Annotated in this window: 27 protein-coding genes and 2 tRNA genes; 18 read left to right on the top strand and 11 right to left on the bottom strand. The window is 70.5% G+C overall.

Annotated features, from left to right (window positions below; translation table 11 throughout):
• Nucleotides 1-24 precede the first annotated feature (24 nt).
• The 3 genes from serA to G6N49_RS13810 are packed head-to-tail and all read left to right on the top strand — an operon-like array spanning nucleotide 25 to nucleotide 3,239.
• On the top strand, nucleotides 25-1,611 hold the full coding sequence (gene serA, locus G6N49_RS13820; protein WP_011855298.1) for a phosphoglycerate dehydrogenase: 1,587 nt from the start codon (nucleotides 25-27) through the stop codon (nucleotides 1,609-1,611).
• Between the two features lie 5 nt (nucleotides 1,612-1,616).
• On the top strand, nucleotides 1,617-2,627 hold the full coding sequence (locus G6N49_RS13815; RefSeq protein WP_011559311.1) for a 3-isopropylmalate dehydrogenase: 1,011 nt from the start codon (nucleotides 1,617-1,619) through the stop codon (nucleotides 2,625-2,627).
• Complete coding sequence (locus G6N49_RS13810) at nucleotides 2,628-3,239, top strand: hypothetical protein (protein ID WP_011559312.1); 612 nt, start codon at nucleotides 2,628-2,630, stop codon at nucleotides 3,237-3,239. It abuts the gene before it with no gap.
• Here the strand turns inward: G6N49_RS13810 and G6N49_RS13805 are convergent.
• Together G6N49_RS13805 and G6N49_RS13800 are read right to left on the bottom strand one after the other, a co-directional pair.
• A complete protein-coding gene (locus tag G6N49_RS13805) occupies nucleotides 3,190-4,419 on the bottom strand; it encodes an amidohydrolase family protein (RefSeq protein WP_011855299.1) in 1,230 nt (409 codons plus the stop codon). The genes G6N49_RS13810 and G6N49_RS13805 overlap by 50 nt on opposite strands.
• A gap of 29 nt (nucleotides 4,420-4,448) precedes the next feature.
• On the bottom strand, nucleotides 4,449-4,778 hold the full coding sequence (locus G6N49_RS13800) for an antibiotic biosynthesis monooxygenase (protein ID WP_011855300.1): 330 nt from the start codon (nucleotides 4,776-4,778) through the stop codon (nucleotides 4,449-4,451).
• 62 nt (nucleotides 4,779-4,840) lie between these two features.
• Here G6N49_RS13800 and G6N49_RS13795 point away from each other — a divergent pair, with 62 nt between their 5' ends.
• Entirely contained in the window at nucleotides 4,841-5,272 is a 432-nt protein-coding gene (locus G6N49_RS13795; RefSeq protein ID WP_011855301.1) for a MarR family winged helix-turn-helix transcriptional regulator, read from the top strand.
• Between the two features lies 1 nt (nucleotide 5,273).
• On the opposite strand, the gene G6N49_RS13790 is transcribed toward G6N49_RS13795, so the two are convergent.
• Nucleotides 5,274-6,464 (bottom strand): MFS transporter, encoded by a 1,191-nt coding sequence (locus tag G6N49_RS13790; protein ID WP_179967757.1) that lies wholly within the window; start codon nucleotides 6,462-6,464, stop codon nucleotides 5,274-5,276.
• Between the two features lie 137 nt (nucleotides 6,465-6,601).
• On the opposite strand from G6N49_RS13790, the gene G6N49_RS13785 reads away from it, so the two are divergent.
• The 5 genes from G6N49_RS13785 (at nucleotide 6,602) to G6N49_RS13765 (ending at nucleotide 10,377) form a co-directional block, all read left to right on the top strand.
• Nucleotides 6,602-7,750, top strand: a complete 1,149-nt coding sequence (locus tag G6N49_RS13785; protein ID WP_011855303.1) for an alpha/beta hydrolase family protein — start codon at nucleotides 6,602-6,604, stop codon at nucleotides 7,748-7,750.
• Between the two features lie 16 nt (nucleotides 7,751-7,766).
• Complete coding sequence (locus tag G6N49_RS13780; protein ID WP_011855304.1) at nucleotides 7,767-8,549, top strand: fumarylacetoacetate hydrolase family protein; 783 nt, start codon at nucleotides 7,767-7,769, stop codon at nucleotides 8,547-8,549.
• An 8-nt stretch (nucleotides 8,550-8,557) separates the two neighbouring features.
• Nucleotides 8,558-10,021, top strand: a complete 1,464-nt coding sequence (gene gltX, locus G6N49_RS13775) for a glutamate--tRNA ligase (RefSeq protein WP_041925274.1) — start codon at nucleotides 8,558-8,560, stop codon at nucleotides 10,019-10,021.
• Between the two features lie 149 nt (nucleotides 10,022-10,170).
• Nucleotides 10,171-10,242, top strand: a tRNA-Gln gene (locus G6N49_RS13770).
• Between the two features lie 62 nt (nucleotides 10,243-10,304).
• A tRNA-Glu gene (locus G6N49_RS13765) sits at nucleotides 10,305-10,377 on the top strand.
• 65 nt (nucleotides 10,378-10,442) lie between these two features.
• Here G6N49_RS13765 and G6N49_RS13760 read toward each other — a convergent pair.
• Nucleotides 10,443-11,144, bottom strand: coding sequence for an IclR family transcriptional regulator (locus G6N49_RS13760; protein WP_011559320.1), 702 nt, complete (start codon nucleotides 11,142-11,144; stop codon nucleotides 10,443-10,445).
• A 76-nt stretch (nucleotides 11,145-11,220) separates the two neighbouring features.
• Here G6N49_RS13760 and leuC point away from each other — a divergent pair, with 76 nt between their 5' ends.
• From leuC to G6N49_RS13745, 3 genes are all read left to right on the top strand, one after another.
• Nucleotides 11,221-12,666, top strand: coding sequence for a 3-isopropylmalate dehydratase large subunit (leuC, locus tag G6N49_RS13755; protein ID WP_011855306.1), 1,446 nt, complete (start codon nucleotides 11,221-11,223; stop codon nucleotides 12,664-12,666).
• A gap of 13 nt (nucleotides 12,667-12,679) precedes the next feature.
• On the top strand, nucleotides 12,680-13,273 hold the full coding sequence (gene leuD, locus G6N49_RS13750) for a 3-isopropylmalate dehydratase small subunit (protein ID WP_011855307.1): 594 nt from the start codon (nucleotides 12,680-12,682) through the stop codon (nucleotides 13,271-13,273).
• Nucleotides 13,274-13,476: 203 nt separating this feature from the next.
• On the top strand, nucleotides 13,477-14,154 hold the full coding sequence (locus G6N49_RS13745; RefSeq protein WP_011559323.1) for an HU family DNA-binding protein: 678 nt from the start codon (nucleotides 13,477-13,479) through the stop codon (nucleotides 14,152-14,154).
• A gap of 57 nt (nucleotides 14,155-14,211) precedes the next feature.
• Here the strand turns inward: G6N49_RS13745 and mutT1 are convergent, their stop codons facing one another.
• The 3 genes from mutT1 to cofC are packed head-to-tail and all read right to left on the bottom strand — an operon-like array spanning nucleotide 14,212 to nucleotide 18,085.
• Nucleotides 14,212-15,147: an 8-oxo-(d)GTP phosphatase MutT1 gene (gene mutT1 / locus G6N49_RS13740; RefSeq protein ID WP_011855308.1), complete on the bottom strand. Its 936-nt coding sequence runs from the start codon at nucleotides 15,145-15,147 to the stop codon at nucleotides 14,212-14,214.
• 56 nt (nucleotides 15,148-15,203) lie between these two features.
• Nucleotides 15,204-17,375 carry an RNA degradosome polyphosphate kinase gene (locus G6N49_RS13735; protein ID WP_179967756.1) on the bottom strand — a complete coding sequence of 724 codons (2,172 nt, stop codon included), beginning with the start codon at nucleotides 17,373-17,375 and terminating at the stop codon, nucleotides 15,204-15,206.
• 53 nt (nucleotides 17,376-17,428) lie between these two features.
• Nucleotides 17,429-18,085: a 2-phospho-L-lactate guanylyltransferase gene (gene cofC, locus G6N49_RS13730; protein WP_011855309.1), complete on the bottom strand. Its 657-nt coding sequence runs from the start codon at nucleotides 18,083-18,085 to the stop codon at nucleotides 17,429-17,431.
• Between the two features lie 75 nt (nucleotides 18,086-18,160).
• Here cofC and G6N49_RS13725 point away from each other — a divergent pair, with 75 nt between their 5' ends.
• The 3 genes from G6N49_RS13725 to G6N49_RS13715 are packed head-to-tail and all read left to right on the top strand — an operon-like array spanning nucleotide 18,161 to nucleotide 21,430.
• Nucleotides 18,161-19,159 carry an NAD(P)H-dependent glycerol-3-phosphate dehydrogenase gene (locus tag G6N49_RS13725; protein ID WP_011559327.1) on the top strand — a complete coding sequence of 333 codons (999 nt, stop codon included), beginning with the start codon at nucleotides 18,161-18,163 and terminating at the stop codon, nucleotides 19,157-19,159.
• A 5-nt stretch (nucleotides 19,160-19,164) separates the two neighbouring features.
• On the top strand, nucleotides 19,165-20,268 hold the full coding sequence (locus G6N49_RS13720) for a cystathionine gamma-lyase (RefSeq protein ID WP_011855310.1): 1,104 nt from the start codon (nucleotides 19,165-19,167) through the stop codon (nucleotides 20,266-20,268).
• Between the two features lie 46 nt (nucleotides 20,269-20,314).
• Nucleotides 20,315-21,430 carry a D-alanine--D-alanine ligase family protein gene (locus G6N49_RS13715; protein ID WP_011855311.1) on the top strand — a complete coding sequence of 372 codons (1,116 nt, stop codon included), beginning with the start codon at nucleotides 20,315-20,317 and terminating at the stop codon, nucleotides 21,428-21,430.
• 4 nt (nucleotides 21,431-21,434) lie between these two features.
• On the opposite strand, the gene G6N49_RS13710 is transcribed toward G6N49_RS13715, so the two are convergent.
• Together G6N49_RS13710 and G6N49_RS13705 are read right to left on the bottom strand one after the other, a co-directional pair.
• Entirely contained in the window at nucleotides 21,435-21,968 is a 534-nt protein-coding gene (locus G6N49_RS13710; protein WP_011768181.1) for a DUF3515 domain-containing protein, read from the bottom strand.
• A gap of 64 nt (nucleotides 21,969-22,032) precedes the next feature.
• Nucleotides 22,033-22,275 carry an Lrp/AsnC ligand binding domain-containing protein gene (locus G6N49_RS13705; RefSeq protein WP_085975385.1) on the bottom strand — a complete coding sequence of 81 codons (243 nt, stop codon included), beginning with the start codon at nucleotides 22,273-22,275 and terminating at the stop codon, nucleotides 22,033-22,035.
• A 99-nt stretch (nucleotides 22,276-22,374) separates the two neighbouring features.
• Here G6N49_RS13705 and G6N49_RS13700 point away from each other — a divergent pair, with 99 nt between their 5' ends.
• Both G6N49_RS13700 and G6N49_RS13695 read left to right on the top strand, forming a co-directional pair.
• Nucleotides 22,375-23,331 (top strand): thiamine-phosphate kinase, encoded by a 957-nt coding sequence (locus tag G6N49_RS13700; RefSeq protein WP_011559332.1) that lies wholly within the window; start codon nucleotides 22,375-22,377, stop codon nucleotides 23,329-23,331.
• A 28-nt stretch (nucleotides 23,332-23,359) separates the two neighbouring features.
• A complete protein-coding gene (locus tag G6N49_RS13695) occupies nucleotides 23,360-24,043 on the top strand; it encodes a uracil-DNA glycosylase (protein ID WP_011559333.1) in 684 nt (227 codons plus the stop codon).
• Between the two features lie 12 nt (nucleotides 24,044-24,055).
• Here the strand turns inward: G6N49_RS13695 and G6N49_RS13690 are convergent, their stop codons facing one another.
• Both G6N49_RS13690 and rpmB read right to left on the bottom strand, forming a co-directional pair.
• Nucleotides 24,056-24,424: a hypothetical protein gene (locus G6N49_RS13690; protein WP_049771547.1), complete on the bottom strand. Its 369-nt coding sequence runs from the start codon at nucleotides 24,422-24,424 to the stop codon at nucleotides 24,056-24,058.
• Between the two features lie 45 nt (nucleotides 24,425-24,469).
• Nucleotides 24,470-24,664 carry a 50S ribosomal protein L28 gene (gene rpmB, locus G6N49_RS13685; RefSeq protein ID WP_011559334.1) on the bottom strand — a complete coding sequence of 65 codons (195 nt, stop codon included), beginning with the start codon at nucleotides 24,662-24,664 and terminating at the stop codon, nucleotides 24,470-24,472.
• 223 nt (nucleotides 24,665-24,887) lie between these two features.
• Here rpmB and G6N49_RS13680 point away from each other — a divergent pair, with 223 nt between their 5' ends.
• Complete coding sequence (locus G6N49_RS13680; RefSeq protein ID WP_011855312.1) at nucleotides 24,888-26,531, top strand: fatty acid kinase ATP-binding subunit FakA; 1,644 nt, start codon at nucleotides 24,888-24,890, stop codon at nucleotides 26,529-26,531.

Raw genomic sequence — 26,531 nt, 5'->3', positions numbered from 1 at the left:
ATTACCGACCTTTAGGCTGACCGGGTGAGTCTCCCCGTTGTACTGATTGCCGACAAGCTTGCCGCAAGCACCGTCGCCGCCCTCGGTGACCAGGTCGAAATCCGCTGGGTCGACGGTCCCGACCGCGAGAAACTGCTGGCCGCCGTACCCGAAGCCGACGCCCTGCTCGTCCGCTCGGCCACGACCGTGGACGCCGAAGTCCTCGCCGCCGCCCCCAAACTCAAGATCGTCGCCCGCGCGGGTGTCGGACTCGACAACGTCGACGTCGACGCCGCCACCGCGCGCGGGGTGCTGGTCGTCAACGCGCCGACGTCGAACATCCACAGCGCCGCCGAACACGCGCTGGCGCTGCTGCTGTCCGCCGCGCGGCAGATCCCGGCCGCCGACTCGACGCTGCGCGAGCGCACCTGGAAGCGGTCGTCGTTCAACGGCACCGAGATCTACGGCAAGACCGCCGGCGTCGTGGGGCTGGGCCGCATCGGTCAGCTGGTGGCCGCGAGGCTGGCGGCGTTCGGCACCCACGTGGTGGCCTACGACCCGTACGTCTCACATGCCCGCGCCGCGCAACTCGGTATCGAACTGCTGTCCCTCGAGGATCTGCTGGCCCGTTCCGACTTCATCTCGGTGCACCTGCCCAAGACGCCGGAGACCGCGGGTCTGATCGGCAGGGAGGCGCTGGCCAAGACCAAGAAGGGCGTGATCATCGTCAACGCCGCGCGCGGCGGGCTGATCGACGAGCAGGCCCTGGCCGACGCCGTCACCGGCGGCCACGTCCGGGCGGCCGGACTCGACGTGTTCGCGACCGAACCCTGCACCGACAGCCCGCTGTTCGAGCTGCCGCAGGTGGTCGTCACGCCGCACCTCGGCGCCTCGACCGCCGAAGCGCAGGACCGGGCCGGCACCGACGTGGCGGCAAGCGTGCGCCTGGCGCTGGCCGGGGAATTCGTCCCCGACGCGGTCAACGTCGGCGGCGGGGTCGTCGGCGAGGAGGTCGCGCCGTGGCTGGACCTGGTGCGCAAGCTCGGGCTGCTGGCCGGAACGCTGGCGACCGAGCCGACGACCACCCTGTCGGTGCGGGTGTGCGGTGAACTGGCCGCCGAAGAGGTCGAGGTGCTCCGGCTGTCGGCGCTCCGCGGGCTGTTCTCGACGGTGACCGACCAGCAGGTCACGTTCGTCAACGCGCCGGCACTGGCCGCCGAACGCGGTGTGCAGTCCGAACTGACCACCGCCTCGGAGAGCCCCAACCACCGCAGCGTGGTCGACGTGCGGGCGGTTGGCTCCGACGGATCGGTGACCAACGTCGCAGGCACCCTGTCCGGGCCCCAGCAGGTGGAGAAGATCGTCCAGATCAACGGGCGCAACTTCGATCTGCGCGCCGAGGGCGTCAACCTGATCGTGAACTACATCGACCAGCCGGGCGCACTCGGCAAGATCGGGACGCTGCTCGGCACGGCGGAGGTCAACATCCACGCCGCCCAACTCAGCGAGGACGCCGAGGGGCCGGGGGCGACGATCCTGCTCCGCCTCGACCGCGACGTGCCCGCCGAACTGCGATCGGCGCTCGCCGAGGCCGTCGACGCCAAGACACTGGAAGTGGTGGACCTGTCGTGACGGGGATGAACCTGGCGATCATCGCCGGAGACGGTATCGGCCCCGAGGTGATCGGCGAAGCCGTCAAGGTGCTGGACGCCGTCCTGCCCGAGGTCGAGAAGACGACCTACGACCTGGGGGCGCGGCGTTACCACGCCACGGGCGAGATCCTGCCCGACTCGGTGCTCGAGGAACTCAAGGTCCACGACGCGATCCTGCTCGGCGCGATCGGCGACCCGTCGGTGCCCAGCGGCGTGCTGGAACGCGGTCTGCTGCTGCGCATCCGGTTCGCCCTTGACCACCACATCAACCTGCGGCCGGCCAAGTTGTACTCCGGGGTGACCGGCCCGCTGGCCGGTAACCCCGAGATCGACTTCGTCGTGGTGCGGGAGGGGACCGAAGGGCCCTACACCGGCACCGGCGGCGCGATCCGCGTCGGCACGCCCCACGAGGTGGCCACCGAGGTGAGCCTCAACACCGCCTTCGGTGTGCGCCGCGTGGTCGAGGATGCGTTCCGGCGCGCCCAGCAGCGGCGCAAGCATCTGACGTTGGTGCACAAGAACAACGTGCTGACCTTCGCCGGCGCGCTGTGGTGGCGCACCGTCCAGGAGGTGGGCGCCGAGTACCCCGACGTCGAGATCGCTTATCAGCACGTCGACTCCGCGATGATCCACATCGTCACCGACCCCGGCCGGTTCGACGTGATCGTCACCGACAACCTGTTCGGCGACATCGTCACCGATCTGGCCGCCGCCGTGTGCGGCGGAATCGGGTTGGCGGCCAGCGGCAACATCGACGCGACGCGCACCAATCCCTCGATGTTCGAACCGGTGCACGGCAGCGCCCCCGACATCGCGGGTCAGGGCATCGCCGATCCGACCGCGGCGATCATGTCGGTGGCGCTGCTGCTGGCGCACGTCGGCGAGACCGATGCGGCCGCCCGCGTCGACAAGGCGGTCGAGGCGCACCTGTCCAGCCGTGGCGATCAGGAACTGGGCACCGCCGCCGTGGGTGACCGGATCGTCGGTTTGCTGTAGGTGACGCTGGCACGGCAGTGCCTGCTGTTCGCGATCGGCTCGACGCTGTTCGCGCTCGCCACGGTGCCGGGGTTCGCCGCAGCGGCCGGCGCCGGCGCGGCCAACGGGCTCTGCTTCGCCGGTTCCTTCTTCTTCACCAGCGCGGCGTGGGTGCAACTCGTCCGCTCCAGGAGCGGTTCGCGTGCCGAATGGCTCTCGGCGGCAACGCAGTTCATGGGCACGCTGTTGTTCAACGTCAGTACCGGCGCCGCGGTGTGGGCGCACGCGGTGACCGAGCAGCGCCACCTGGTGTGGGCTCCGGACGCCACCGGATCCGTGGCGTTCCTCGTCAGCGGTGCTCTCGGGATCGCCGCCGTCACCGCCACCGCGGGCCGTTTCGCGCCACGGTCGCGGGAATGGCAGGCGCAGTGGGTGAACATGGTCGGCTGCGTGGCGTTCGGCGCGTCCGCGCTCGGGGCGTTCGTCACCCCCGCCGGGGTCACCGAGGACGCCCTGCTGGCCAACACCGGCACCTTCCTCGGGGCGCTGTGCTTCCTGGCGGCGGCGCTGCTCGTGCTGCCGCCTAAGCGGTCAGAAAACCCGCGCGGTCGATCGCCGCGCGGCCCTCTTTGAGCACCAGCAGGATGTTGTCGGGCTCACCCACGGAGTCGATGTCGGCCAGCGGGTCGCCCCGCACGATCACCAGGTCGGCCAGCTTGCCTGCCTCGACGGTGCCCAATTGCTCAGCCAGACCGCACAATTCGGCAGAGGTGGAGGTGGCGGCGACGATCGCCTGCATCGGGGTGAGGCCGCCGAAGCGCACCAGCAGCCCGAGCTCCTTGAGGTTCGTCCCGTGCGCCGGGCTGAGCCCCGCGTCGGTGCCGACGGCGATCTTCACCCCGGCCGCAGCCGACGCGCCGATCGACTCCTGTGCCACGGCGTGCCAGTGGGCGCTCTTGGCCTGGCCGGCCGGTGAGGAGGTGACGTCGGCCATCGTCTCCAGCAGGGTCGGCACCAGGAAGATGCCCGCCTCGACCATCTTGTGCCGCAGCCCCTCGTCGAGTTGATAGCCGTGTTCGACGCTGGAGACACCGGCCTCGACGGCCGCTTCGATGCCGGCGCGGCCGATCGCGTGGGCGGCCACCCGCTTGTGGCCGTAGGCCGCGGCCTCCTCCACCACAGCCGCGATGAGTTCGCGGCGCATGCCCAGCCATTCGGGTTGGTCGCTGGGGGAGGACACCCCGCCGCTGGACGCCACCTTGATGACGTCGGCCCCCGCGGCGATGAGCTCACGGGTGCGCCGCCGCGCCTCGTCGACGGTGTCGACCAGCGAGCCGCCGACCATCGGCGTCAGGTCGATCCCGGACGGCAGATGAAAGTCGGCGTGGCCGCAGGTCTGGCTCATCATGTTGATCGCCACGAGCAACCGGGGCCCGTCGACCAGACCGTGTGCCACCGCATCACGGACTCCGGCATCGATGCCCATCAGGTCGCGGGCGGTGGTGACACCGTTGTGCAGTGTGACGCGCAGCCGGTCGATCAACTGGAAATAGTGGTACGAGGGCGGATTCAGCGCCCGGTCGATGGGCGTGGCGCCGGCGCCGGGCAGGCTGAAGTGGACGTGGCAGTCGAAGAATCCCGGGCAGATGGTGTTGCCGCCGAGATCGACCCGGGTGGCGTCATCGGTGGGGGCGTCGGAAGCCGCTCCGGCCCAACGGATCCGGTCGTTCTCGACCAGGACCGCCGCATCCGGCAGCGGTGCGGCGCCCGTCCCGTCGATGAGCGTGGCGTGGTGGAGCAGCAGCGGTTTCACGCCGCCAACCTAACGCACCCGCCACGCCGCTAGGCCTTCTCATGCACCGATTCGACCGTGTACAGGTTCGGGTCGAAGCTGATCGCCATGTCGGCCGCCCGGCCCATGTGCTCGCGGGCCACCGGATCGGCGAGCATCCGCCGGTATGCGTCGGGGGTGTCCCACTGCGCGTAGTTCACCACGCGCGTGCGGTCGGAGGACAGGTGGATGCTGGCCGACCGGAAGCCGGTCTGGTGGCGCATCACGGTGTCGGTCGCCGCGGACAGGAGCTCGGCCAGCGCCTCCGCCCGAGCCGGATCGACGGTGAACACGTTGACGAGTGTGGCGTGGGCGCTGTGCTGCTCGATGGTGACGGCCATCTCGGCCTCCAATGTCAGGTTCCTTACATTGATGGACGCTAGCACAATGTAAGGTTCCTGACATGGCCGCTGCGGTGGAGGACGGTGTCGGGTATCTGGTCAAGCGCGTGCAGCAGTCGTTGCGCCGGCGGTGCGATGCGGCGCTGCGGGAAACCGGATTGTCGATGTCGCAGTACGCGGTGCTGCGGGCGCTCGCCGATCACCCGCAGGCCTCTGCCGCCGAGCTGGCACGGCTGTGCTTCGTGACGCGGCAATCCCTGCAGGACGTGTCGACCGGGTTGCGCTCGGCCGGATTGATCGACCACGCCCAGGTTCCGGCGCGCGGTCGGGCACGCGCGCTGACGCTCACCGCCACCGGCCGCCGCCGCCTGGCCGCGGCGCACAGCGCGGTCACCGCGGTCGAGGAGCAGATGCTGACCGGGCTGAGCGGCGCCGAATGTCGCAGGCTGAGTGGCCTGCTCGCGGCGTGCGCCGCAAACCTCGAGGGCGAGTGAATCAGTGCCGCCCGGCCCGGGCGTGCACCGGAACCAGGGGTAGCGCCAGCAGCGGCAGCACCGCCAGGACCGCGAACGCCGCGGGGTATCCGAACACCCCGATCAGCCCGCCGAAGACCGGCGCCGAAGCCGCCGAGGCGAGGTGTTGGCTGGTGTTCTGCGCGCCCAGGGCCCGTCCGCTCCAGAACGGCCCCGCGATCTCGGCGATGGCGGTGAACGCCAAACCGTTGTCGGAGACCGTGATCACCGATGCCGCCACCATCAGCGCGACACTCAGCGGGGAGTCCAGCGCGTCGGTGAGCGCGACCAGGGCCAGGACCGCGGCCGCGGCCGAGGCGATCCACCGGATGGGCCGCAACCGGTCACCGACGCGGTCGGACAGGTAGCCGGCGCCGATCCGGCCGCCCGCGCCGAGCACCTGGGCGAGCGTCACCAGCGCGCCCGCGGACGCCGCCGACCATCCCCGTTCGGACATCAACCACACGAGCGTGAACGTCCACACCACCGCCTGCGGCACGACGAGCAGGACGGACAGGGCATGGATGCGCCACAGCACCGCATCGCCCCGGTACGGGTTGGCCAGCACCTCCGCGGCGGCCTCCGCACGCGGTGGGCGCGGCGGATCGAGCACACCCACCAAGCAGAGGACCGCGGCCGCCGCGCACACGGCTGCCGGGAACAACAGGGCCGCCGCGACGCCCTGGCTCTGGGCGACCCGGGGGATCACCAAGGCCCCCAGTCCGACTCCGAGCGGAACCGACGCCTGCCGGATCCCCATCACCAGACCGCGCTGGTGTGGTGCGAACCATCCGACGACCAGGCGCCCGCTCGCGGAATTGCTGCCCGCGGCGGCCATTCCGCCGAGAAACAGCAGGGCACCCACGGCCGGAAGGGAATCCACCGCCGCGGCCGCGAAGGCGGCCGCCGCGGTGAGCGCTGAACCGACCGTCAGCACGAAACGCTCGCCGACCCGGTCGACGACGTAGCCCCACGCGATCAGCGTGACCACCATGCCGAAGCTCGGCATCGACGCCATCAGGCCGGCCAGTGCGAGATCGAGACCGCGCTCGGTGTGCAGGGTCGGGATGAGGAACGCCGCACCGTAGATGAAGACGTTCGCGCACATCGTGGACATCACGCCCAGCACCAGCATCGACCAACGGCGCACGGTGCCGATCGACGGAGCGGTCATGGCTCCATGGTGACACGGATGTCTCATATGTTTGAACCATCGTCTCATGATGTGGACAACGGCGATTCGGTGCGTACCGTGTCGGCGTGACGTTGAGAACTGTTGGCGCAGTGGCACTGCTGGTGGGCGCTCTGACCATGCCGGCGCCGATGGCGCAGGCGTCGTCCCCGGTGCCGGACTGGTCCGGGCTCGACGCGCGCATCTACACCGAAGACATTCCGGCGCCGGGAACCCTCATCCGCGACGTCGCACTGGCGCCGCAGCTGTCGGTGCGCGGAGCCGGTGCGGCCTACCGCATCCTGTATGCGACGCGCGATCAGCACGACGCGCCGGCCGTCAGCACTGCCGCGGTGTTCCTGCCGCACGGCGAACCGCCGAACGGCGGTTGGCCGACCGTCGCCTGGGCGCACGGCACCGTCGGACTCGGTGACGACTGCACCCCGTCGGCGCTCCCGCGTAGCGACCGCGACAACGAGTACCTCACCCATTGGCTCGACCAGGGCTACGCCGTCGCGGCCACCGACTACACCGGGCTGGGCACGCCCGGACTGATGAGCTACCTCAACAGCGTGTCCACCGCCCGCGCCGTCGTCGACTCCGTAGTGGCCGCCCACGGTTTCGGCCTGCCGCTGTCGCCCGCATGGGCCATCGTCGGACAATCCCAGGGCGGGGCGGCCGCGGTCAGCAGTGCCCGCTGGGCAACGGAGTTCAGCTCCGGCACGGGACTGGACTACCGCGGCGTGGTGGCCACCGGAACGCCGGCCGGCATCGAACAGGTCGTCAAGCGCGCGGCGCCCGACATGGCGCTGCCACCCGAGCTGGGACCCGCCGCCAACAGTTACGCCGCCTACATCCTGGCCGCATTCCGCGAAGCGCGACCCGACCTCGACGTCGACAGCGTGCTGAGCCCACAGGGTCTCGAAGCCGCCACGCTGGCCGAGACACTGTGCAAACCCGCGCTCGACGAAGCGCTCGCCGGTCAGACCCCGTCTGAGTTCTTCCGCGCCCCGCTGGTGTCGCTGCCGGGGGCCGCCCAGGCGCTCGAGGCGTACATGGGCACGCCGGTCAGCGGATACGACCGCCCGATCTTCCTCGGCGTCGGCCTGCTCGACCGCGATGTGCCGCCGAGTTCCACGCTGAGCCTGTACGACCAACTCGGTGCCAACGGTCAGGACGTGACGCTGCGGGTCTACCCGGACCAGGACCACAGCGGGACGGTGCTGGCGTCGCTGCCGGACTCCACCCCGTTCCTGCGGACGGCGCTTGCCGGGGGCGCGGACGGCTGACACTAGGCTGGCGGGCATGCGTCTCGGTCGAATCGCCAGCCCCGACGGGGTCGCCTTCGTCAGCGTCGAGGGCGCCCCCGATGATCCCGCCGCGGTCGTCAGGGAGATCGCCGAACACCCCTTCGGCACGCCCACCTTCACCGGTCGGTCGTGGCCGCTGGCCGACGTCCGGCTGCTGGCGCCCATCCTGGCCAGCAAGGTGGTGTGCATCGGGAAGAACTACGCCGCGCACATCGAGGAGATGGGCGGCGGCCACTTCCCCGATCCGGTGATCTTCCTCAAGCCGAATACGTCCATCATCGGTCCCAACATCCCGATCCAGTTGCCCGCCAACGCCAACCCGGTGCACTTCGAAGGGGAGCTGGCCATCGTCATCGGGCGTCCGTGCAAGGACGTGCCCGCCGCGAGGGCGGCCGAGAACATCCTGGGCTACACGATCGCCAACGACGTGTCCGCGCGCGATCAGCAGCAGCAGGACGGGCAGTGGACGCGCGCCAAGGGCCACGACACGTTCTGTCCGGTGGGGCCGTGGATCGTCACCGACGTCGACCCCTCGGACCTCGAACTGCGCACCGAGGTCAACGGTGAGACCCGCCAGCACAGCCGGACGTCGCTGATGATGCACGACGTCGGGACGATCGTCGAGTGGATCTCGGCCGTGATGACCCTGCTGCCCGGCGATCTCATCCTCACCGGAACCCCGGAGGGCGTATCCCCGATCGAGGACGGCGACACCGTCTCGGTCACCGTCGAGAACATCGGGACCCTCACCAATCCCGTTGTGCGAAAGAAGAAGTGATGAACAATATGGCAGTCCGCGTCCGGTTCTGTCCGTCGCCGACGGGCACCCCGCACGTCGGTCTGATCCGCACCGCGCTGTTCAACTGGGCCTATGCGCGCCACACCGGCGGGACGTTCGTGTTCCGCATCGAGGACACCGATTCGGCGCGCGACAGCGAGGAGAGCTATCAGGCGATCCTCGACGCGCTGAACTGGCTCGGGCTGGACTATGACGAAGGACCCGAGATCGGCGGGCCCTACGCGCCGTACCGCCAGTCGCAGCGGCGCGACCTCTACCGCGACGTGATCGACCGGCTGATCGCCGCAGGGGAGGCCTACGAGGCGTACTCGACCGCCGAGGAGGTCGAGGCGCGCCACCTCGCCGCGGGCCGCAATCCGAAGCTGGGCTACGACAATTTCGATCGCGACCTCACCGACGAGCAGCGGGCCGCCCACCGCGCCGAGGGCCGCAATCCGGTGATCCGCCTGCGGATGCCCGAGCGCGACATCACCTGGCGGGATCTGGTGCGGGGGGAGACCACCTTCGGTGCGGGGACGATGCCCGACTTCGCGCTCACCCGTGGCAACGGCGAACCGCTCTACACGTTGGTCAACCCGGTCGACGATGCGCTGATGAAGATCACCCACGTGCTGCGGGGTGAGGATCTCCTACCGTCCACGCCCCGTCAGATCGCGTTGTACGAGGCGCTGATCCGCATCGGGGTGGCCGACGGGGTGCCGGAGTTCGCCCACCTGCCGAGCGTGCTCGGTGACGGCAACAAGAAGCTGTCCAAACGGGATCCGCAGTCGAATCTGTTCCTGCACCGCGACCGGGGATTCATCCCGGAGGGTCTGCTCAACTACCTGGCGCTGCTCGGGTGGGGTATCGCCGACGACCGCGACGTCTTCGGTCTCGACGAGATGGTCGCCGCGTTCGACGTCGTCGACGTGAACTCCAACCCCGCCCGATTCGACCAGAAGAAGGCCGATGCCCTCAATGCCGAGCACATCCGGCTGCTCTCCGAGGACGAGTTCACCGCCCGCCTGAAGGCGTATTTCGCCGCGCACGGCCACGACACCGGCCTCGACGACGCGCAGTTCGCCGAGGCCGCCCGGCTGGTGCAGACCCGCATCGTCGTCCTCGGCGACGCGTGGGGACTGCTGAAGTTCCTCGACGAGGGTGCCTTCGTCCTCGACGAGAGAGCGGCGGCCAAGGAACTCAAGGCCGATGCGGTCCCGGTGCTCGACGCCGCGCTCGCGGGTCTCGAGGGTGTCGGGCAGTGGACGACCGGCGCGATCGAGGAGGCGCTGAAGAAGGCGCTGCTGGAGGATCTCGAGCTCAAGCCGCGCAAGGCCTTCGGGCCGATCCGCGTCGCGGCCACCGGCGCCTCGGTCAGCCCGCCGCTGTTCGAGTCGCTGGAGTTGCTCGGGCGCGATCGCAGCCTGGCCCGGTTGCGGGCCGGCCGCGACCATGCGGCCGCCGCTGCCTAGGTCCTCGGGGTGCGGCTGAGGGGGAGCGTGGCGAAAGCACCCTGAAATCTTTGGTAGTGTGCACGTCGGCGCCGGAACGATGCGCGGGGGCGATCCTCACCGCGCAAGCGCTCCGGAAAAGCCCGTGACCAGCGGTTATGGGCGGCCAATGGGGTATGGTGTAATTGGCAACACAGCTGATTCTGGTTCAGCCATTCTAGGTTCGAGTCCTGGTACCCCAGCTGGATCAAGCGATTAGGTCAGCGTTGTTCAGCTGAGCTATGCTGTCCAACCGGAAGTTCTAGCCCCCGTCGTCTAGCGGCCTAGGACGCCGCCCTCTCACGGCGGTAGCGTGGGTTCGAATCCCATCGGGGGTACATCTCAGCGGCGCCCGGCTCTTCGGAGTCGGGCGCCGCTTTTTTCGGCAGGTCGACCCGAGCGGTTACAGCCGGCGGGCGAGTGCGTCGGCGGCGGCCAGCAGATCGGCGGCCCACCGCGCGCCCGGGCGGCGGCCCATCCGGTCGATCGGGCCGGACACCGAGATCGCCGCCACCACGCCCCCTCGGCCGTCGCGCACCGGCGCGGAGACGCTGGCCACCCCGGGCTCGCGTTCGGCCGCGCTCTGGGCCCACCCGCGCCTGCGCACCTCTGCCAGCGTGCGTTCGGTGAACATCGCGTCGGGCAGCACGGCCTGCTGGGTGGCGGGGTCGGCGTAGGCGAGCAGCACCTTCGCACCCGATCCCGCCGTCATCGGCAGCCGGGTGCCGACCGGCACCGTATCCCGCAGTCCCGCGGGCGGTTCGAGGGCGGCGATGCAGATCCGCGCGGTGCCCTCCCGCCGGTAGAGCTGCACGCTCTCGCCGGTGATCTCGCGCAACCGGGGCAGGATGACCGCTCCGGCCGTCAGCAGCGGATCGTTGACCTGGCCGGCCAGTTCGGTCAGCGCCGGGCCGAGCCGCCACCGGCCGTCGGCGTCGCGGGCCAGCAGCCGGTGGGTTTCCAGGCCCGCCGCCAACCGGTGCGCCGTCGCCCGGGGGAGTCCCGTGCGCTCGCACAGTTCCGCCAGGGCGCAGGGGGACTCCGCCACGGTATGGAGTACGCCCACCGCTTTGTCCAGCACGCCGATGCCGCTATCCTGTCTCACAGGGAGATACTATCCTCCCGCAATGTGAGATTGCCAGCGCAACGTCGCAGGCCGCGTATCGAGAATCGAGAAGGTAATGGCACAGCCCGCCACACCGCGCACCATGGCCGAGAAGGTGTGGGCCGACCACGTCGTCGCCCACGGCACCGGGGAGGGTGCCGCGCGTGAACCGGATCTGATCTACATCGACCTGCACCTCGTGCACGAGGTGACCAGTCCGCAGGCGTTCGACGGTCTGCGGCTGGCGAACCGGCCGGTGCGACGGCCGGATCTCACCATCGCGACCGAAGACCACAACGTGCCGACGGTCGACATCGACAAGCCGATCGCCGACCCGGTGTCGCGCACCCAGGTGGAGACGTTGCGGCGCAACTGCGCCGAGTTCGGGATCCGGCTGCACCCGATGGGCGACGCCGAACAGGGCATCGTGCACATCATCGGTCCGCAGCTCGGGCTCACCCAGCCGGGAATGACCGTCGTGTGCGGTGACAGCCACACCTCCACCCACGGCGCGTTCGGCGCCCTGGCGATGGGTATCGGCACCTCCGAGGTGGAACACGTGCTGGCGACGCAGACGCTGCCGCTGCGGCCGTTTCGCACGATGGCGGTCAACGTCGACGGGGAACTCCCGCCGGGCGTGAGCGCCAAGGACATCATCCTGGCGGTCATCGCCAAGATCGGCACCGGCGGCGGACAGGGCCACGTCATCGAATACCGCGGCAGCGCCATCGAATCCCTGTCGATGGAGGGCCGGATGACGATCTGCAACATGAGCATCGAGGCCGGCGCGCGGGCCGGCATGGTGGCCCCCGACGACACCACATTCGAGTTCCTGCGCGGCCGCCCGCACGCACCCACCGGCGCCGACTGGGATGCGGCGGTGGAGGCGTGGCGGCAGCTGCGCACCGATCCGGGCGCCGAATTCGACACCGAGGTCCATCTCGACGCGGCCGAGCTGAGCCCGTTCGTCACCTGGGGCACCAACCCCGGGCAGGGGGTGCCGCTGTCCGGCGCGGTGCCCGACCCCGAGCTGATCGTCGACGAGGGTGAGCGACAGGCGGCCGAAAAGGCGTTGACCTACATGGGTCTTCAGGCCGGTACGGCGATGCGTGACGTCGCCGTCGACACCGTGTTCGTCGGATCGTGCACCAACGGCCGCATCGAGGATCTGCGCGTGGTGGCCGACGTCCTGCGTGGCCGCAGGGTCGCCGATGGGATCCGCATGCTCGTGGTGCCCGGCTCGATGCGCGTGCGTGCGCAGGCCGAATCCGAAGGGCTCGACCGGATCTTCATCGACGCCGGTGCCGAATGGCGGCAGGCGGGCTGCTCGATGTGCCTGGGGATGAACCCCGATCAGCTGTCGCCCGGGCAGCGGTGCGCATCCACGTCCAACCGCAACTTCGAGGGGCGCCAGGGCAAAGGCGGGCGGACACATCTGGTCTCACCCGCCGTGGCCGCCGCCACCGCCGTCCGCGGCACGCTGTCCTCACCCGCCGACCTGTCCGCCGTCCCCGCTCGCTGAAGGAGAATTCGCGATGGAAGCCTTTCGCACCCACACCGGGATCGGCGTACCCCTGCGTCGGTCCAACGTCGACACCGACCAGATCATCCCCGCGGTGTACCTGAAGCGGGTCACCAGAACCGGTTTCGAGGACGGCCTGTTCGCCGCGTGGCGCAACGACCCCTCCTTCGTGCTCAACCTGCCGCCTTTCGACCGCGGTTCGGTTCTGGTCGCCGGACCGGATTTCGGCACGGGGTCCTCCCGCGAGCACGCGGTCTGGGCGCTGATGGACTACGGCTTCCGGGTCGTCATCTCGTCCCGGTTCGCCGATATCTTCCGCGGGAATGCGGGTAAGGCGGGCCTGTTGGCCGCCGAGGTGAATCAAAATGATGTTGAACTTATCTGGAAGCTCATCGAGCAGAATCCGGGCTTGGAAATCACTGTCAATCTTCAAGATCGGAACATCATCGCGGGAACGGTCATGGTGCCGTTCACTATTGACGATTACACCGCGTGGCGACTGCTCGAGGGGCTCGACGATATAGGCCTTACGCTGCGGAAACAGTCCGAGATCGAGGATTACGAGCGGCGCAGGCCGAGCTGGAAACCGCGCACCCTGCCGGTCTGATCCGGGGCTTCGGCCGACCCGAAATCGCCGCCTCTGCACCCCTTTCCCGGCGTCCCGGCAGGACGTCAAGGGGGCCAACCGGATTGCCGAAAAGTTCGCCAAGAGCCGCCGAAACTGCGCGTGGCTCTTGGAAATCAGTGGTCAGTGGGTTTACCGTGTCCACTAGTCGGTCCAAGTAGGGCCACTGGTCTCGGAGGTTTTGCATGAACAAAGCGGAGCTTATCGACGCATTGACAACCAAGATGGGGACCGACCGTCGGCAAGCCACCGAAGCGGTCGAGAACGTCGTCGACACCATCGTGCGCGCCGTGCACAAGGGCGACAGCGTGACCATCACCGGTTTCGGCGTCTTCGAACAACGACGGCGCGCAGCACGCGTCGCGCGTAACCCTCGCACCGGTGAGACGGTGAAGGTCAAGCCGACCTCGGTGCCCGCGTTCCGGCCGGGTGCGCAGTTCAAGGCGATCGTCTCGGGCGCACAGAAGCTCGCGTCCGAAGGTCCCGCCGTCAAGCGCGGGGTGGCTGCCGGACCGGCCAAGCGTGCCGCGAAGAAGGCCCCCGCCAAGAAGACCGCCGCGAAGAAGACCACCGCCGCCGCCAAGAAGACGGCGCCGGCGAAGAAGTCGACTGCTGCGGCGAAGAAGACGGCACCGGCCAAGAAGACGGCCGCGAAGAAGACCACTGCCGCCGCCAAGAAGACGGCGCCGGCGAAGAAGTCGACTGCTGCGGCGAAGAAGACGGCACCGGCCAAGAAGGCTGCGACCAAGGCGCCGGCCAAGAAGGCCGCCGCCAAGGCCCCCGCCAAGAAGGCCACCGCCGCCAAGAAGACGGCCAGCAAGGCTCCGGCCCGCAAGGCGCCGGCCAAGAAGGGCCGCAAGTAATCCTTCGAGAAACGCCGAACCGCCGCGGATCATGACGATCCGCGGCGGTTCTGGCGTCTATCTCAGGGCCAGTGGACTGCCGATGTGGTCGGCGGCGACCAGGCGCCCCCCGGCCAGCGACAGCACCCACGTACTGCCCTTGCGGTTACGGGACTTGTCGGGCCGGACCCCGTCGCGCTCACACCACCACTCGATCAGGTCGGGAATCACCCTGCCCTGCGAGCAGATCACCGGTGTGTGTTCCGCGGCGCCGGCCTCGGCGGCGATCTCCAGCACGCGCAGGCGCGCCGGTTTCTTGTCCTCGGCGTAGGCCTCTTCGGTCAGCGTCGGTTCCGGGTGCACCGGCTGACCGAGTTCTTCGGCCAACGGCGCGATCGTCTGCTCACAGCGGGTCCGGTCGGCCGCATAGAGGCGGTCGGCCCCGAACGCCAGCAGTTGGCCGACCAACGACTCCGCCTGTGCGCGACCGTGCTTGTCCAACGGCCGCATGCGGTCGTCGCCGCGGTAGCGCGACTTGCTGCCCGCCGTCGCATGCCGCACGACGAGCACCGTCTGGGTGTCGGGCGGCAGCTTCGTGAACCGACGGAGCACTTTCCGATCATGGGGATAGCCCAGCCGGGCCATCGCCTCGCGCACCGGCAGCCAGATCAACTCGTCGACTTCGTCGTTGGGGGAGAAGGTGCCGTCGACGGCGCGGGCGACCCAGTAGCGGACCTTCTTGACGCCCTGCTCGACGGGATAACTCACCGACGCCAGGCGGCGGCCGAGGACGCACGAGTAGCCGGTCTCCTCGAGCACCTCACGCACGGCGGTGACCGGTTCGGTCTCCCCGGGGTCGACCTTGCCCTTGGGCAGTGACCAGTCGTCGTAGCGCGGGCGGTGGATGACGGCGACCTCGGGTGCCGACCCACCCGGCCGCCACAACACCGCACCGGCGGCGGGCACGGATTTGGCAGGCGATGCAACGGCATTCACCGTCTTCGTCTTCGACAACTCAACTCCAGCGGGTCAGCGCGGGCCCGCGGGGTGGCCCGGTGTCAAGCGACAGGTCACGGCTGCCGATGACGGTGCATCATCGACACCTGATGGTCGCGAACGGTCTCACCCTCGCGTGGCGACGCCGACCAGTGCCCGTCGGGACCGAGCTCCCAGCAGCGCGTCGCCGGATCCATCGCCGACTCGAACACGTCGTTGAGCTGTGTGGTCAGCCGGGGATCCTTCACCTGGGCCATCACCTCGACGCGGCGGTCGAGGTTGCGGTGCATCATGTCCGCGCTGCCGATCCAGTATTCGTCGATGGCCCGGAAGTGGATCACCCGCGAGTGCTCCAGGAACCGCCCCAGGATGGACCGCACCACGATGTTGTCCGAGAAGCCGGGGGCACCCGGCCGCAGCGCACAGATACCGCGCACCACCACCTCGACCCGGACACCGGCCTGCGATGCGCGGTAGAGCGCGTCGATGACCTGTTCGTCGACCAAGGCGTTGGCCTTCAGGCGGATCCGGCCCTCGGCGCCGTCGCGGGCGGCCGCCACCTCCCGTTCGATCCGCTCGATGATGCCCCGGCGAACCCCGTACGGGGCCACCAGCAGGTTGCGGTAGGCGACCTTTCGCGAGTACCCGGTCAGCGAGTTGAACAGGTCGGTCAGGTCGGCGCCGATGTCCGGTGCCGCGGTGAGCAACCCGACGTCCTCGTAGAGGCGGGCGGTCTTCGGGTTGTAGTTTCCGGTCCCGATGTGGCAGTAGCGCCGGATCATCGACCCTTCGCGGCGCACGACGAGTGCGGTCTTGCAGTGGGTCTTGAGCCCGATCAACCCGTACACGACGTGGACGCCGGCCTGCTCGAGTGCGCGGGCCCACTTGATGTTGGCCTGTTCGTCGAACCGCGCCTTGATCTCGACGAGCGCCACCACCTGCTTACCGGCCTCGGCGGCATCGATGAGCGCGTTGACGATCGGGGAGTCACCCGAGGTGCGGTACAGCGTCTGCTTGATGGCGAGCACGTTCGGGTCGGCCGCGGCCTGTTCGATGAACCGTTGCACCGTCGTGGAGAACGAGTCGTAGGGATGGTGCACCAGCACGTCGCCGTCGCGCAGCGTGGAGAAGATGCTCTTGGGGGTCTCCCGCTCACCGAAAGCCGGTGGGGTGGCGGGGACGAACGGCCGGTCCTTGAGCGCCGGACGGTCGACGGCGTAGATCTGCCACAGCGCGGACAGGTCGAGCAGGCCGGGCACCTCGACCACATCGCCGGGATCGACGTCGAGTTCGCGCAGCAGCAGTTCGAGCATGCTCTCGGTCATGTCGTCGGAGACCTCGAGGCGCACCGGCGAACCGAACCGCCTGCGGGCGAGTTCGCGCTCGAGTGCCTGCAGCAGATCCTCGTCGCGGTCCTCCTCGACCTCGAAATCCGCGTTGCGGGTGATCCGGAACGCGTGGTGCTCGACGATCTCGAGGCCGGGGAACAGCACGGGCAGGAACGCGGCGATCAACTCCTCCATCGGGAGGAACCGCACGACCTCGCCGGTCTGACCGCGCACCCCGAGCCGGACGAACCGGTCGACGTTGTCGGGCACCTTGATTCGCGCGAAGTGCTGTCCGCCGTCGTCGGGGTGGCGCACGGTGATCGCCAGGTTCAGCGACAGCCCGCTGACGAACGGGAACGGGTGGGCGGGGTCGACCGCCAGGGGGGTCAGGACGGGGAAGACCTGTTCGTGGAAGTACGTCGACAGCTGCGCGCGTTCGGCCTCGTCGAGTTCGGACCAGGTGACGATGACGATGCCCTCGTCGGCAAGGGCGGGGCGCACCGCGTCGAGGAACACCCGCGCGTGGCGTGAGGCGATCTGCTGGGTGCGTTCGCTGATCCGGCGCAACTGCTCGCGCGGCGACAGCCCGTCGGCCGACCGCACCGACAGCCCCATCTCGTCGCGGCGTTTGAGGCCGGCCACGCGCACCATGTAGAACTCGTCGAGGTTGGACGCGAAGATGGCGAGGAACTTCGCGCGTTCGAGAAGGGGCAGGCTCGGATCGGCGGCCAGCGCCAGCACCCGGGCATTGAAATCGAGCCAGCTGAGTTCGCGGTTGAGGTAGCGATCCTCGGGCAGGGCGTTGTCGATCGCGGGGGAGGTCGCCGCGGGCGGTGCCTCCGGGGTCGAATCTCCCGGCGTCCGCTCGGTGCTCTCGGCGGTGCCCTCCGCGCGGATCGCGGCCTCGGCTTCGGTCATGGCCCGATCCTCCCCCATGGCGGCGTCGTCCTGCCACCGCGTGTGCGAGATGTTCATCTTTCGGCGCCGACGGCACGCGCGGTCTGCGTGCCGACGCCGAGGCGGCGGGCCGCCAGCAGATCGTCGGGGGTGTCGATGTCGTAGCGCAGACCGGGCCACGAGCCGGTCAGCTCGACCGCACCCGAACGCCGGTGCCGCTCCGCGGAATCGGGACCGAACCGCGGGTCCAGCGGGACGCCGAACGCGAACAGTGCAGAGGTGCCGGTGCCGTGCCGGTCGCCGACGAAGCTGCGGGGCCGTGTCCGCGCGGCGGCGATCGCCTCACTCAACTCCTGTGCCTGCAGCGCGGGAAGATCGCCTTGCAGCGCAACGACATTCGGGACGGTCGCGCGCACAGCGGCCTCGGCGGCGCGCAGCGCGTTGTTGAGCGGGTCGGGGTGGCCGGCCGGCGTCGGATCGTCGAGCACCTGTGCGCCCAGCGCGCGGGCGGCCTCGGCCGCGGCGGGATCTGGGGTGACGACGGTGACCGACGCGACCGCGGCGGCCGCCGCGACGGTGTCGACGAGCATCGCCAGCACCACCGTCTCCCGGTCGTGCGGGGCGAAGATCGGCGCCAGCCTGGTCTTGGCGTCGGCGAGGCGTTTGACGGCGATGACCACCGCCACGCCGGTGCCGGACGGGGCGGCGCCGTTGCTTGTCGTGCCGCGCATGGCGCCATCCTGCCAGCACCGCGGATGTTCGGCCGACGCCGTCGGACCCCGCCGGCTGCGCGCTAGGGTGAACGCGTGGTGAAGGCGGCGGTGATGGGTTCCGGTGCGTGGGGCACGGCGCTGGCCAAAGTTCTCGCTGACGCGGGGAACTCGGTGACCCTGTGGGCGAGGCGACCCGAGGTCGCGGCGGAGATCAACGACACCCATCGCAACAGCGGCTACCTCGACGAGGTGGACCTGCCCAAGACGATCCACGCCACCGCCGACGCCGCCGAGGCGCTCGCCGGGGCGTGCACGGTGGTGTTCGCGGTGCCGGCGCAGAGCCTGCGGAGCAACCTCGAGCAGTGGAAGGGTCTGATCGCCGACGACGCCACGCTGGTGAGCCTGGCCAAGGGCATCGAACTGGACACGCTGATGCGGATGAGCCAGGTGATCGTCCAGGTCACCGGCGCGGACCCGGCGCGGGTCGCGGTGGTGACCGGACCGAATCTCGCCAGCGAGATCGCCGACGAACAGCCCGCCGCCACCGTCGTCGCGTGCAGTGACAGCGGGCGCGCCGTCGCCCTGCAACGCGCACTGGCCACGGGGTACCTGCGGCCCTACACCAACGCCGACGTGGTCGGCGCCGAGATCGGCGGTGCGTGCAAGAACGTGATCGCACTGGCATGCGGGATGGCCGTCGGCGTGGGGCTGGGGGAGAACACGGTCGCGGCGATCATCACCCGCGGGCTGGCCGAGATCATGCGGCTGGGCATCGCGCTGGGCGCCAAACCGGCGACGCTGGCCGGGCTGGCCGGCGTCGGTGACCTCGTCGCGACCTGCACCTCGGTGCAGTCGCGCAACCGGACCTTCGGTGAGCGGTTGGGCCGGGGCGGCACCATGGAGTCGGCACTGCGCGCCGCGGGCGGACACGTGGCAGAGGGCGTCACCTCCTGCCGGTCGGTGCTGGCGCTGGCCGCCAGCTACGACGTGGAGATGCCGCTCACCGACGCGGTGAACCGGGTCTGCCACAAGGGTCTTTCCGTCGACGAAGCCGTCGTGCTGCTGCTCGGCCGCAGCACCAAACCGGAATGACACCGATGGAAGGCGCGTACGGCGACTCCACTCGAAGCGTCAAAGCTGTTGGTGCCGAAGCCGTTGCCGGACAACCCGTGGCCACCCCGCCGGTCCCGGTCTCGGCCTACCACCTGTCACCGGACGAGGCACAGCCGCTGGACACCTACGGCCGCAGCTCCAATCCGACCTGGCGGCGGCTGGAGGCGGCGCTGGCCGAACTCGAAGGGGCCTCTGCCGCACTGGCCTTCGGATCGGGCATGGCGGCCATCACCTCCGCGCTTCGGGTGCTGACCGGTCCGGGCGAACGGCTCGTCGTGCCCGCGGACGGCTACTATCAGGTGCGCCGCTACGCCGCGGAATACCTTGCGCCGCAAGGTGTCACGGTGCTCGAAGTGGCGACCGCCGAGATGTGCGAGGCGGCGGCGGACGCCGATGTGGTGCTGGCGGAGACACCCGCGAACCCGGGGCTCGAGGTGGTGGATCTGCACCGGCTGGCGATGACGTGCCGGCGGCGCGGCGCCACCCTGATCGTCGACAACACCACCGCCACACCACTCGGCCAGCAGCCGCTGTCGCTGGGCGCCAACCTGGTGGTGGCCAGCGCCACCAAGGCACTCTCGGGACACAGCGATCTGATCGCCGGCTACGTCGCGGGCAGCCACCCCGAGATGATGGCCGCGCTGGAGACCGACCGTCTGCTGGCCGGCCCGATCCTCGGGCCGTTCGAGGCGTGGCTGGTGCTGCGCAGCCTCGGCAGCGCCGGGCTGCGGTTCGAACGGCAGTGTCAGAACGCGCTGGCCGTCGCGATGCTGCTGCGCAACCATCCCGCCGTGCGCGGCGTGCGCTATCCCGGACTGCCCGAGGATCCCGCGCACGAGGTGGCGGCGCGGCAGATGCGGCGGTTCGGCGGGCTGGTGTCGGTGGAACTGGCCGACGCGTCGGCCGTGCACGCGCTCGTCGAGCGCAGCGCCCTGCTGGTCGCCTCGACCAGCTTCGGCGGCATCCACACCTCCATCGACCGGCGGGCCCGCTGGGGCGACCCGGTGCCCGACGGCTTCGTCCGGCTGTCCATGGGTATCGAGGACACCGACGACCTGATCGCCGACCTCGGCGCCGCGCTCGGCTGATATCGAATCGTGCTCGGCGCGGCCGGGACGGTAGCCTCTGCAGACTGTGATCGCCCGCAACCAGCGCACCCGCGTTGCCGTCGTCTACGGCGGGCGCAGTTCCGAACACGCCATCTCCTGCGTTTCCGCAGGCAGCATCCTGCGCAACCTCGACCCCGAACGCTTCGACGTGGTCGCCGTCGGGATCACTCCCGACGGGTCCTGGGTGCTCACCGACGGCCGGCCGGAGACGCTGGCCATCACCGACGGCCGGCTCCCCGAGGTGAGCGCCGAGTCCGGTACCGCCCTGGCGCTGCCCGCCGACCCGGGCCGCCGCGGTGAGCTGGTGTCGCTGAGCCCGGCGCCGGCAGGGGAGGTGCTCGCCGCGGTCGACGTGGTGTTCCCGGTGCTGCACGGCCCCTACGGCGAGGACGGCACGATCCAGGGTCTGCTGGAACTGGCCGGGGTGCCCTACGTCGGGGCGGGCGTACTGGCCAGCGCCGCGGGCATGGACAAGGAGTTCACGAAGAAGCTGCTGGTCGCCGAGGGCCTGCCGGTCGGCGATCACGTGGTGCTGCGTCCCGGACGCGCGAACGTGACGCTCGACGAACGCGAACGCCTCGGCCTGCCGGTGTTCGTCAAACCCGCGCGCGGGGGCTCCTCGATCGGGGTCAGCCGGGTGTCGGACTGGGCGGAACTGCCCGCCGCGATCGAGGCGGCCCGCAGACACGATCCCAAGGTCATAGTCGAGGCCGGCATCGCGGGTCGCGAACTCGAATGCGGCGTGCTGGAGTATCCGGACGGCCGCGTCGACGCCAGCACCATCGGCGAGATCCGGGTGGCCGGGGTGCGGGGCCGCGAGGACGGTTTCTACGACTTCGCCACCAAGTACCTCGACGACGGCGCCGAACTCGACGTGCCCGCCAAGGTCGAGGACGACGTGGCCGACGAGATCCGCCGCCTCGCCATCCGGGCGTTTCGGGCGATCGACTGCCAGGGGCTGGCGCGGGTCGACTTCTTCCTCACCGACGACGGACCGGTGGTCAACGAGATCAACACCATGCCGGGTTTCACCACGATCTCGATGTATCCGCGGATGTGGGCGGCCAGCGGAGTGGACTATCCGACGCTGCTCGCGGCGATGGTCGACACAGCGGTGGCCCGCGGAACGGGTCTGCGCTAGCCGTCTAGCGTGGCGGCCCCGGGGTGATCGGCGTGGCCGGCATGGCGCCGGTCAGCACCCGGGAGATGAGCTGAATGGGTGTCGGGCCGGAATCCTGCGGCAGCGTGAGCGCCACGTACACCGGACGGTCCACGGCATACCAGGTGCTGCGGGTCTGCTGGCTCTCCGGCCTGCTGCCCGGCGCGGCCTCTTCGCCGACCCTGAACCACTGCACGGCGTCGACCACCTGGATCGGGACGCCGACGACGAAATCGACCGGACGGTCCAGGCCGCAGCGCAAGATGATCGCCTCGGTGTCGGGGCCCGCCTGCCAGGCCGCGGTGCCGACCGGCGTCGGTTCGGCCGTCGGCGCGCGGCGGAAATCCCCGAGCACCTCGGGCAGGGCGCCCATGAGGGCCTGGCATTCCGGGCTGTCGGCGCGCGGCGCGGGCACCGCCGCGATCGCCACCGGCCGCTGTTCGGGACGCCCTTGACGCACCGCGGCGATACCGAGCACCACCACGAGTGCTGCAACGGCCACCACGATCGCCGCGATCATCAGGGCGCGGGGTGGGCCGTCACGGGGTGCTCGTGGCGGATCTTCGGAGCTCACCCCGACAAGCCTATGGGTGCGCGCCGTTCGCGATCGGGCAGGTCAGTGTCCGGGTGATGCCGTCGACCCGCTGCACGCTCGGGACGACGCCCGAACGGAGCTCCTCGAGGTTGTCGGCGCCGACGCGGACCACGACGTCGTAGGGTCCGGTGACGTATTCCGCGGTCCGCACACCGGGCAGTTCGGCCAACCGTGCCGCGACGACTTCAGCGCGGCCGACCTCGGTCTGGATCAGCATGAAAGCCTCGACCACCCGTGTTCGCCTCCGTCCCGCCCCATAGACTCCGGGGACCAAACGTACCGCAGGTGGAGCCGGTGCTGCGCGTCGTGACGGCCGCCGGGTGGAGGTGACATGGCACCGTTGGACCCGACCGCGAGCATGGCGGACGTCGGTGAGTTCGCGGTGATCGACGCGCTGGTGCGGGGGCGGCGGCTGCCGCCGTCGGTCACGCTGGGACCCGGTGACGACGCCGCCCTGGTGTCGTTCGCCGACGGCCGGACGGTGGTCTCGACCGACATGTTGGTCGAGGACAGGCACTTTCGGCTCGACTGGTCGACACCGCACGACGTCGGGCGCAAGGCGATCGCGCAGAACGCCGCCGACGCCGAGGCGATGGGTGCCGCGGCGACCGCGTTCGTCGTCGCGTTCGGCGCGCCCGCGGACACCCCGGCCGCGTCGGCGCTGCGCCTGTCCGACGGTATGTGGGACGAGGCGGCCGCGATGGGTGCGGGCATCGCCGGTGGCGATCTGGTCCGCGCGCCGCAGTGGGTGATCTCGGTGACCGTGCTGGGCGACCTGGCCGGCCGGACACCGGTGCGAAGGGACGGCGCCCGCCCGGGCGATGTCGTCGCCGTCGCGGGGGAGCTCGGTCGATCGGCAGCCGGATACGGGTTGTGGCACAACGGAATCGAGGAGTTCGAAGAGTTGCGCCGCCGGCACCTGGTCCCGGCGCCGCCCTACGGTCAGGGCCGTGTCGCGGCCGACGCCGGTGCGACGGCGATGACCGACGTCTCCGACGGCCTGCTGGCCGATCTCGGGCACATCGCGGACGCATCGGGCTGCCGGATCGACGTGGACCGCGCGGCGTTGCGCGCCGACCACGACGCGGTGGTGGGGGCGGCGGCCGCCGTCGGCGCCGACCCGTGGGAGCTCGTACTCGCCGGCGGGGAGGACCATGCGCTGGCCGCGACCTTCCCGGGTGCGCCGCCGGACGGGTGGCGGACGATCGGACGGGTGCTCGCGGGCCCGGCCGACGTGCTGGTCGACGGGGACGCGTGGACCGGAAACCGGGGATGGCAGTCGTTCTGACGAACGCCGCACGCTAGGTTGGCTTTTCGTGACTGCACGTGCGCTCTCCGAACTCGTCGACCAGGGCTGGGCGCAGGCGCTCGAACCCGTGCGTGAGCAGGTGGCCCAGATGGGGGAGTTCCTGCGGGCCGAACTCGCCGCCGGTCACCGCTACCTGCCCGCGGGCGCGAACGTGCTGCGGGCCTTCTCGTTTCCGTTCGACCAGGTCCGCGTGCTGATCGTGGGTCAGGATCCGTATCCGACGCCCGGGCACGCCGTCGGCCTGAGCTTCTCGGTGGATCCGGAGGTCCGACCGCTGCCGCGCAGCCTGGCTAACATCTTCACCGAGTACACCGCCGACCTCGGCTACCCGCAACCGAGCAACGGCGACCTCAGTCCGTGGGCGCAGCGCGGTGTGCTGCTGCTCAACAGGGTGCTGACGGTGCGCCCCGGCACCCCCGCGTCACACCGCGGCAAGGGCTGGGAGGCGGTGACCGAATGCGCGATCCGGGCGCTCGTCGCCAGGGACACCCCGATGGTGGCCGTGCTGTGGGGCCGCGACGCCGCGACCCTCAAACCGATGCTGACGGGCAGCGCGTGCGTGGCGATCGAGTCACCGCACCCGTCGCCGCTGTCGGCGTCGCGCGGGTTCTTCGGGTCGCGTCCGTTCAGCCGGGCCAATGAGTTGCTGACCCAGATGGGCGCCGAACCGATCGACTGGCGGCTGCCCTGACCGGCGAACCGATCAGGGGATCGCGGGAATCGGCGGCGGTGCGGGGATCGCCGGCGGCGACGGGATGGCCGGCGGCGCGGGGATGGCAGGCGGCGAGGGGACCGCGGGCGGCGCCGGGATCTCGACGGTGCCGTCACCATCGGTGGCGGGCGGAACCTCCGGTGCCGAAGTGCCCGTCGCGGGCGGTGCCGTCTCGACCGAGGTGGTGACCGTCACCGACGTCGTCTCGGTCGTGGATGAGGTCGTGGACGAGGTGGTGGTGGACGACGAGGTCTCACCGCCGTCGCTGGAGTCGTCGCCGCATGCGGTGGCGAACCCACCGACGACGGCGAGCGCCGCGGTGGCGAACAGGACAGACCTACTCTTCTCGCGCAAGGACATGCCGCGGGGCTACCCGGACAGCGCCGGGCTCAACCGTGGGCCGGGTCAGCCGCGAGCGACCTTGCCCGCCTTGAGGCAGGAGGTGCAGACGTTGACGCGCTTCTTGTTGCCGCCCGGATGGGAGACGGCGCGCACGGTCTGGATGTTCGGATTCCACCGACGGCTGGTCCGGCGATGGGAGTGCGACACCGACTTGCCGAAGCCGGGGCCCTTTCCGCAGACATCGCACACGGCAGCCATATCTAGAACTCCTTGGATCAGTACGTGGGGGTTCGGGTCCCTGGGCCGCGGCGAGCGCGGATTGACCCGACAACCTGATCAGGATACCGGCCGGGTGGGTGATCGCCAAAACCGGCCGCGACGGCCTCCACAGGGACCGTCCACAGTCTGCCTCGGCGCGGCAGCGGTGTCCGGGGAGGTCGATAGGCTGGCGCGCACGACCGGGATGCGGGCAGGAGGTGAGATGGCGGCTGGGCGACTCGACGCGACGGTTCTGCGCGACTGGGCCCACTCGGCGGTCGAGGACCTGATATCGCACACCGACGAGATCAACGGCCTCAACGTCTTCCCGGTCCCCGATGCCGATACCGGTACGAACATGCTGTTCACCATGCGTTCGGCCTGGTCACGGGCCCAGGACTGCGCCGGTGACGTCGCCGAGGTGTCCGCCGCGCTCGCCGCGGGTGCGCTGCACGGGGCCCGCGGCAACTCCGGTGTCATCCTGTCGCAGATCCTGCGCGGTTTCGCCGAGGTCACCGCAGGCGCCGCGGCCCGCAGGGGCGGGACGCTGCCCGAGGTCGACGGTGCACTGTTCGCCGCCGCCCTGCGTCACGCCGTCGACCTCGTCGAGGCCGCGCTGGACACCCAACCGGGCACCATCGTGTCGGTGCTGGGGGCCGCGGCCCACGCCGCCGACGCCCAGGCTTCGGGCACCGCGGCGTCCGGGTTACCCGGGGTCGTGGTCGCGGCGGCCGACGCCGCGGCCATCGCCCTGGACGAGACACCCGGGCAATTGGACGTCCTCGCCGACGCCGGAGTCGTCGACGCCGGCGGGCGCGGGCTGCTCGTCCTGCTCGACGCCCTGACCCGCACCCTGGGCGGCCATGCCGCTCGGCGCCCGAGCTACCGGCCGGCGGCGCCACCCGCCCGCAGGGCCGCAGGTGCCGCCCCGCAGTTCGAGGTCATGTACCTGCTCGGGGGGTGCGACGCCGACGGGGTCGAGGTGCTGCGGCGCCGGCTCGAGGGTCTCGGTGACTCCATCGTGATCGCGGCGGCGGGCGGTTCGGGCATTCCCGGGCAGTACTCGGTGCACGTCCACTCCGACGATGCCGGCGGCGCCGTCGAAGCCGGTCTGGCCGTCGGCGTACCCACCCGGATCCAGATCACCGCGCTGGCGGCCACGGCCACCACCCGCCCGCAGGGCAGCTGGAGCCGCGAACGCGCCGTGCTCGCCGTCGTCGACGGCCCCGGCGCGGCGGAGTTGTTCGCCGGTGAGGGCGCCCACGTCCTGCTGGCCGAAACCGATGCGCCCGTCACCGCCAAGCAGCTGCTGCGCGGCCTCGTCGACACCGGGGCCGGGCAGGTGATGGTGCTGCCGAACGGTTATGTGGCCGCGGAGGAACTCGTCGCCGGGTGCACCGCCGCGACGGGCTGGGGCATCGACGTCGTACCCGTCCCGGCCGGGTCGATGGTGCAGGGGCTGGCGGCGCTGGCCGTCCACGATCCCGCGCGTCACGCCGTCGACGACGGCTACACCATGGCCCGCGCCGCGGCGGCCGCACGGCACGGCGCCGTCCGGGTCGCGACCGAAGAGGCGCTCACCTGGGCGGGCGCCTGCCGCCCCGGCGACGGACTGGGCATCTCGGGCGACGAGGTGCTCATCGTCGGCCCGGACGTGACCGCCGCGGCGTCCGGGTTGATCGACCTGCTGCTGCTGTCCGGCGGCGAACTGGTCACCGTGCTCACCGGGCACGGAGCCGACGGTGCGGTCGGCACCGACATCGGCGCGGCCCTGCGCGAGCACGTGCACCACCGTCACCTGGGCACCGAACTGGTCACCTACCACACCGGCCACCGCGGCGACGTGCTGCTGATCGGGGTCGAGTGA

This window comes from Mycolicibacterium monacense, from assembly GCF_010731575.1.
In the GTDB taxonomy this organism is placed as follows: domain Bacteria; phylum Actinomycetota; class Actinomycetes; order Mycobacteriales; family Mycobacteriaceae; genus Mycobacterium; species Mycobacterium monacense.
The sequence above is the reverse complement of the archived record's forward strand: the minus strand, read 5'-3'. Positions and strand labels throughout refer to the sequence as shown.

Bases quoted from the DNA above. Each gene is read 5' to 3' on its own strand.
- G6N49_RS13815 (WP_011559311.1), top strand. From the start codon at position 1,617: ATGAACCTGGCGATCATCGCCGGAGACGGTATCGGCCCCGAGGTGATC.
- G6N49_RS13800 (WP_011855300.1), bottom strand. From the start codon at position 4,778: ATGGCCGTCACCATCGAGCAGCACAGCGCCCACGCCACACTCGTCAAC.
- G6N49_RS13795 (WP_011855301.1), top strand. From the start codon at position 4,841: ATGGCCGCTGCGGTGGAGGACGGTGTCGGGTATCTGGTCAAGCGCGTG.
- G6N49_RS13790 (WP_179967757.1), bottom strand. From the start codon at position 6,464: ATGACCGCTCCGTCGATCGGCACCGTGCGCCGTTGGTCGATGCTGGTG.
- G6N49_RS13785 (WP_011855303.1), top strand. From the start codon at position 6,602: ATGCCGGCGCCGATGGCGCAGGCGTCGTCCCCGGTGCCGGACTGGTCC.
- G6N49_RS13780 (WP_011855304.1), top strand. From the start codon at position 7,767: ATGCGTCTCGGTCGAATCGCCAGCCCCGACGGGGTCGCCTTCGTCAGC.
- gltX (WP_041925274.1), top strand. From the start codon at position 8,558: ATGGCAGTCCGCGTCCGGTTCTGTCCGTCGCCGACGGGCACCCCGCAC.
- leuC (WP_011855306.1), top strand. From the start codon at position 11,221: ATGGCACAGCCCGCCACACCGCGCACCATGGCCGAGAAGGTGTGGGCC.
- leuD (WP_011855307.1), top strand. From the start codon at position 12,680: ATGGAAGCCTTTCGCACCCACACCGGGATCGGCGTACCCCTGCGTCGG.
- G6N49_RS13745 (WP_011559323.1), top strand. From the start codon at position 13,477: ATGAACAAAGCGGAGCTTATCGACGCATTGACAACCAAGATGGGGACC.
- G6N49_RS13735 (WP_179967756.1), bottom strand. From the start codon at position 17,375: ATGACCGAAGCCGAGGCCGCGATCCGCGCGGAGGGCACCGCCGAGAGC.
- cofC (WP_011855309.1), bottom strand. From the start codon at position 18,085: ATGCGCGGCACGACAAGCAACGGCGCCGCCCCGTCCGGCACCGGCGTG.
- G6N49_RS13720 (WP_011855310.1), top strand. From the start codon at position 19,165: ATGGAAGGCGCGTACGGCGACTCCACTCGAAGCGTCAAAGCTGTTGGT.
- G6N49_RS13710 (WP_011768181.1), bottom strand. From the start codon at position 21,968: ATGATCGCGGCGATCGTGGTGGCCGTTGCAGCACTCGTGGTGGTGCTC.
- G6N49_RS13700 (WP_011559332.1), top strand. From the start codon at position 22,375: ATGGCACCGTTGGACCCGACCGCGAGCATGGCGGACGTCGGTGAGTTC.
- G6N49_RS13690 (WP_049771547.1), bottom strand. From the start codon at position 24,424: ATGTCCTTGCGCGAGAAGAGTAGGTCTGTCCTGTTCGCCACCGCGGCG.
- rpmB (WP_011559334.1), bottom strand. From the start codon at position 24,664: ATGGCTGCCGTGTGCGATGTCTGCGGAAAGGGCCCCGGCTTCGGCAAG.
- G6N49_RS13680 (WP_011855312.1), top strand. From the start codon at position 24,888: ATGGCGGCTGGGCGACTCGACGCGACGGTTCTGCGCGACTGGGCCCAC.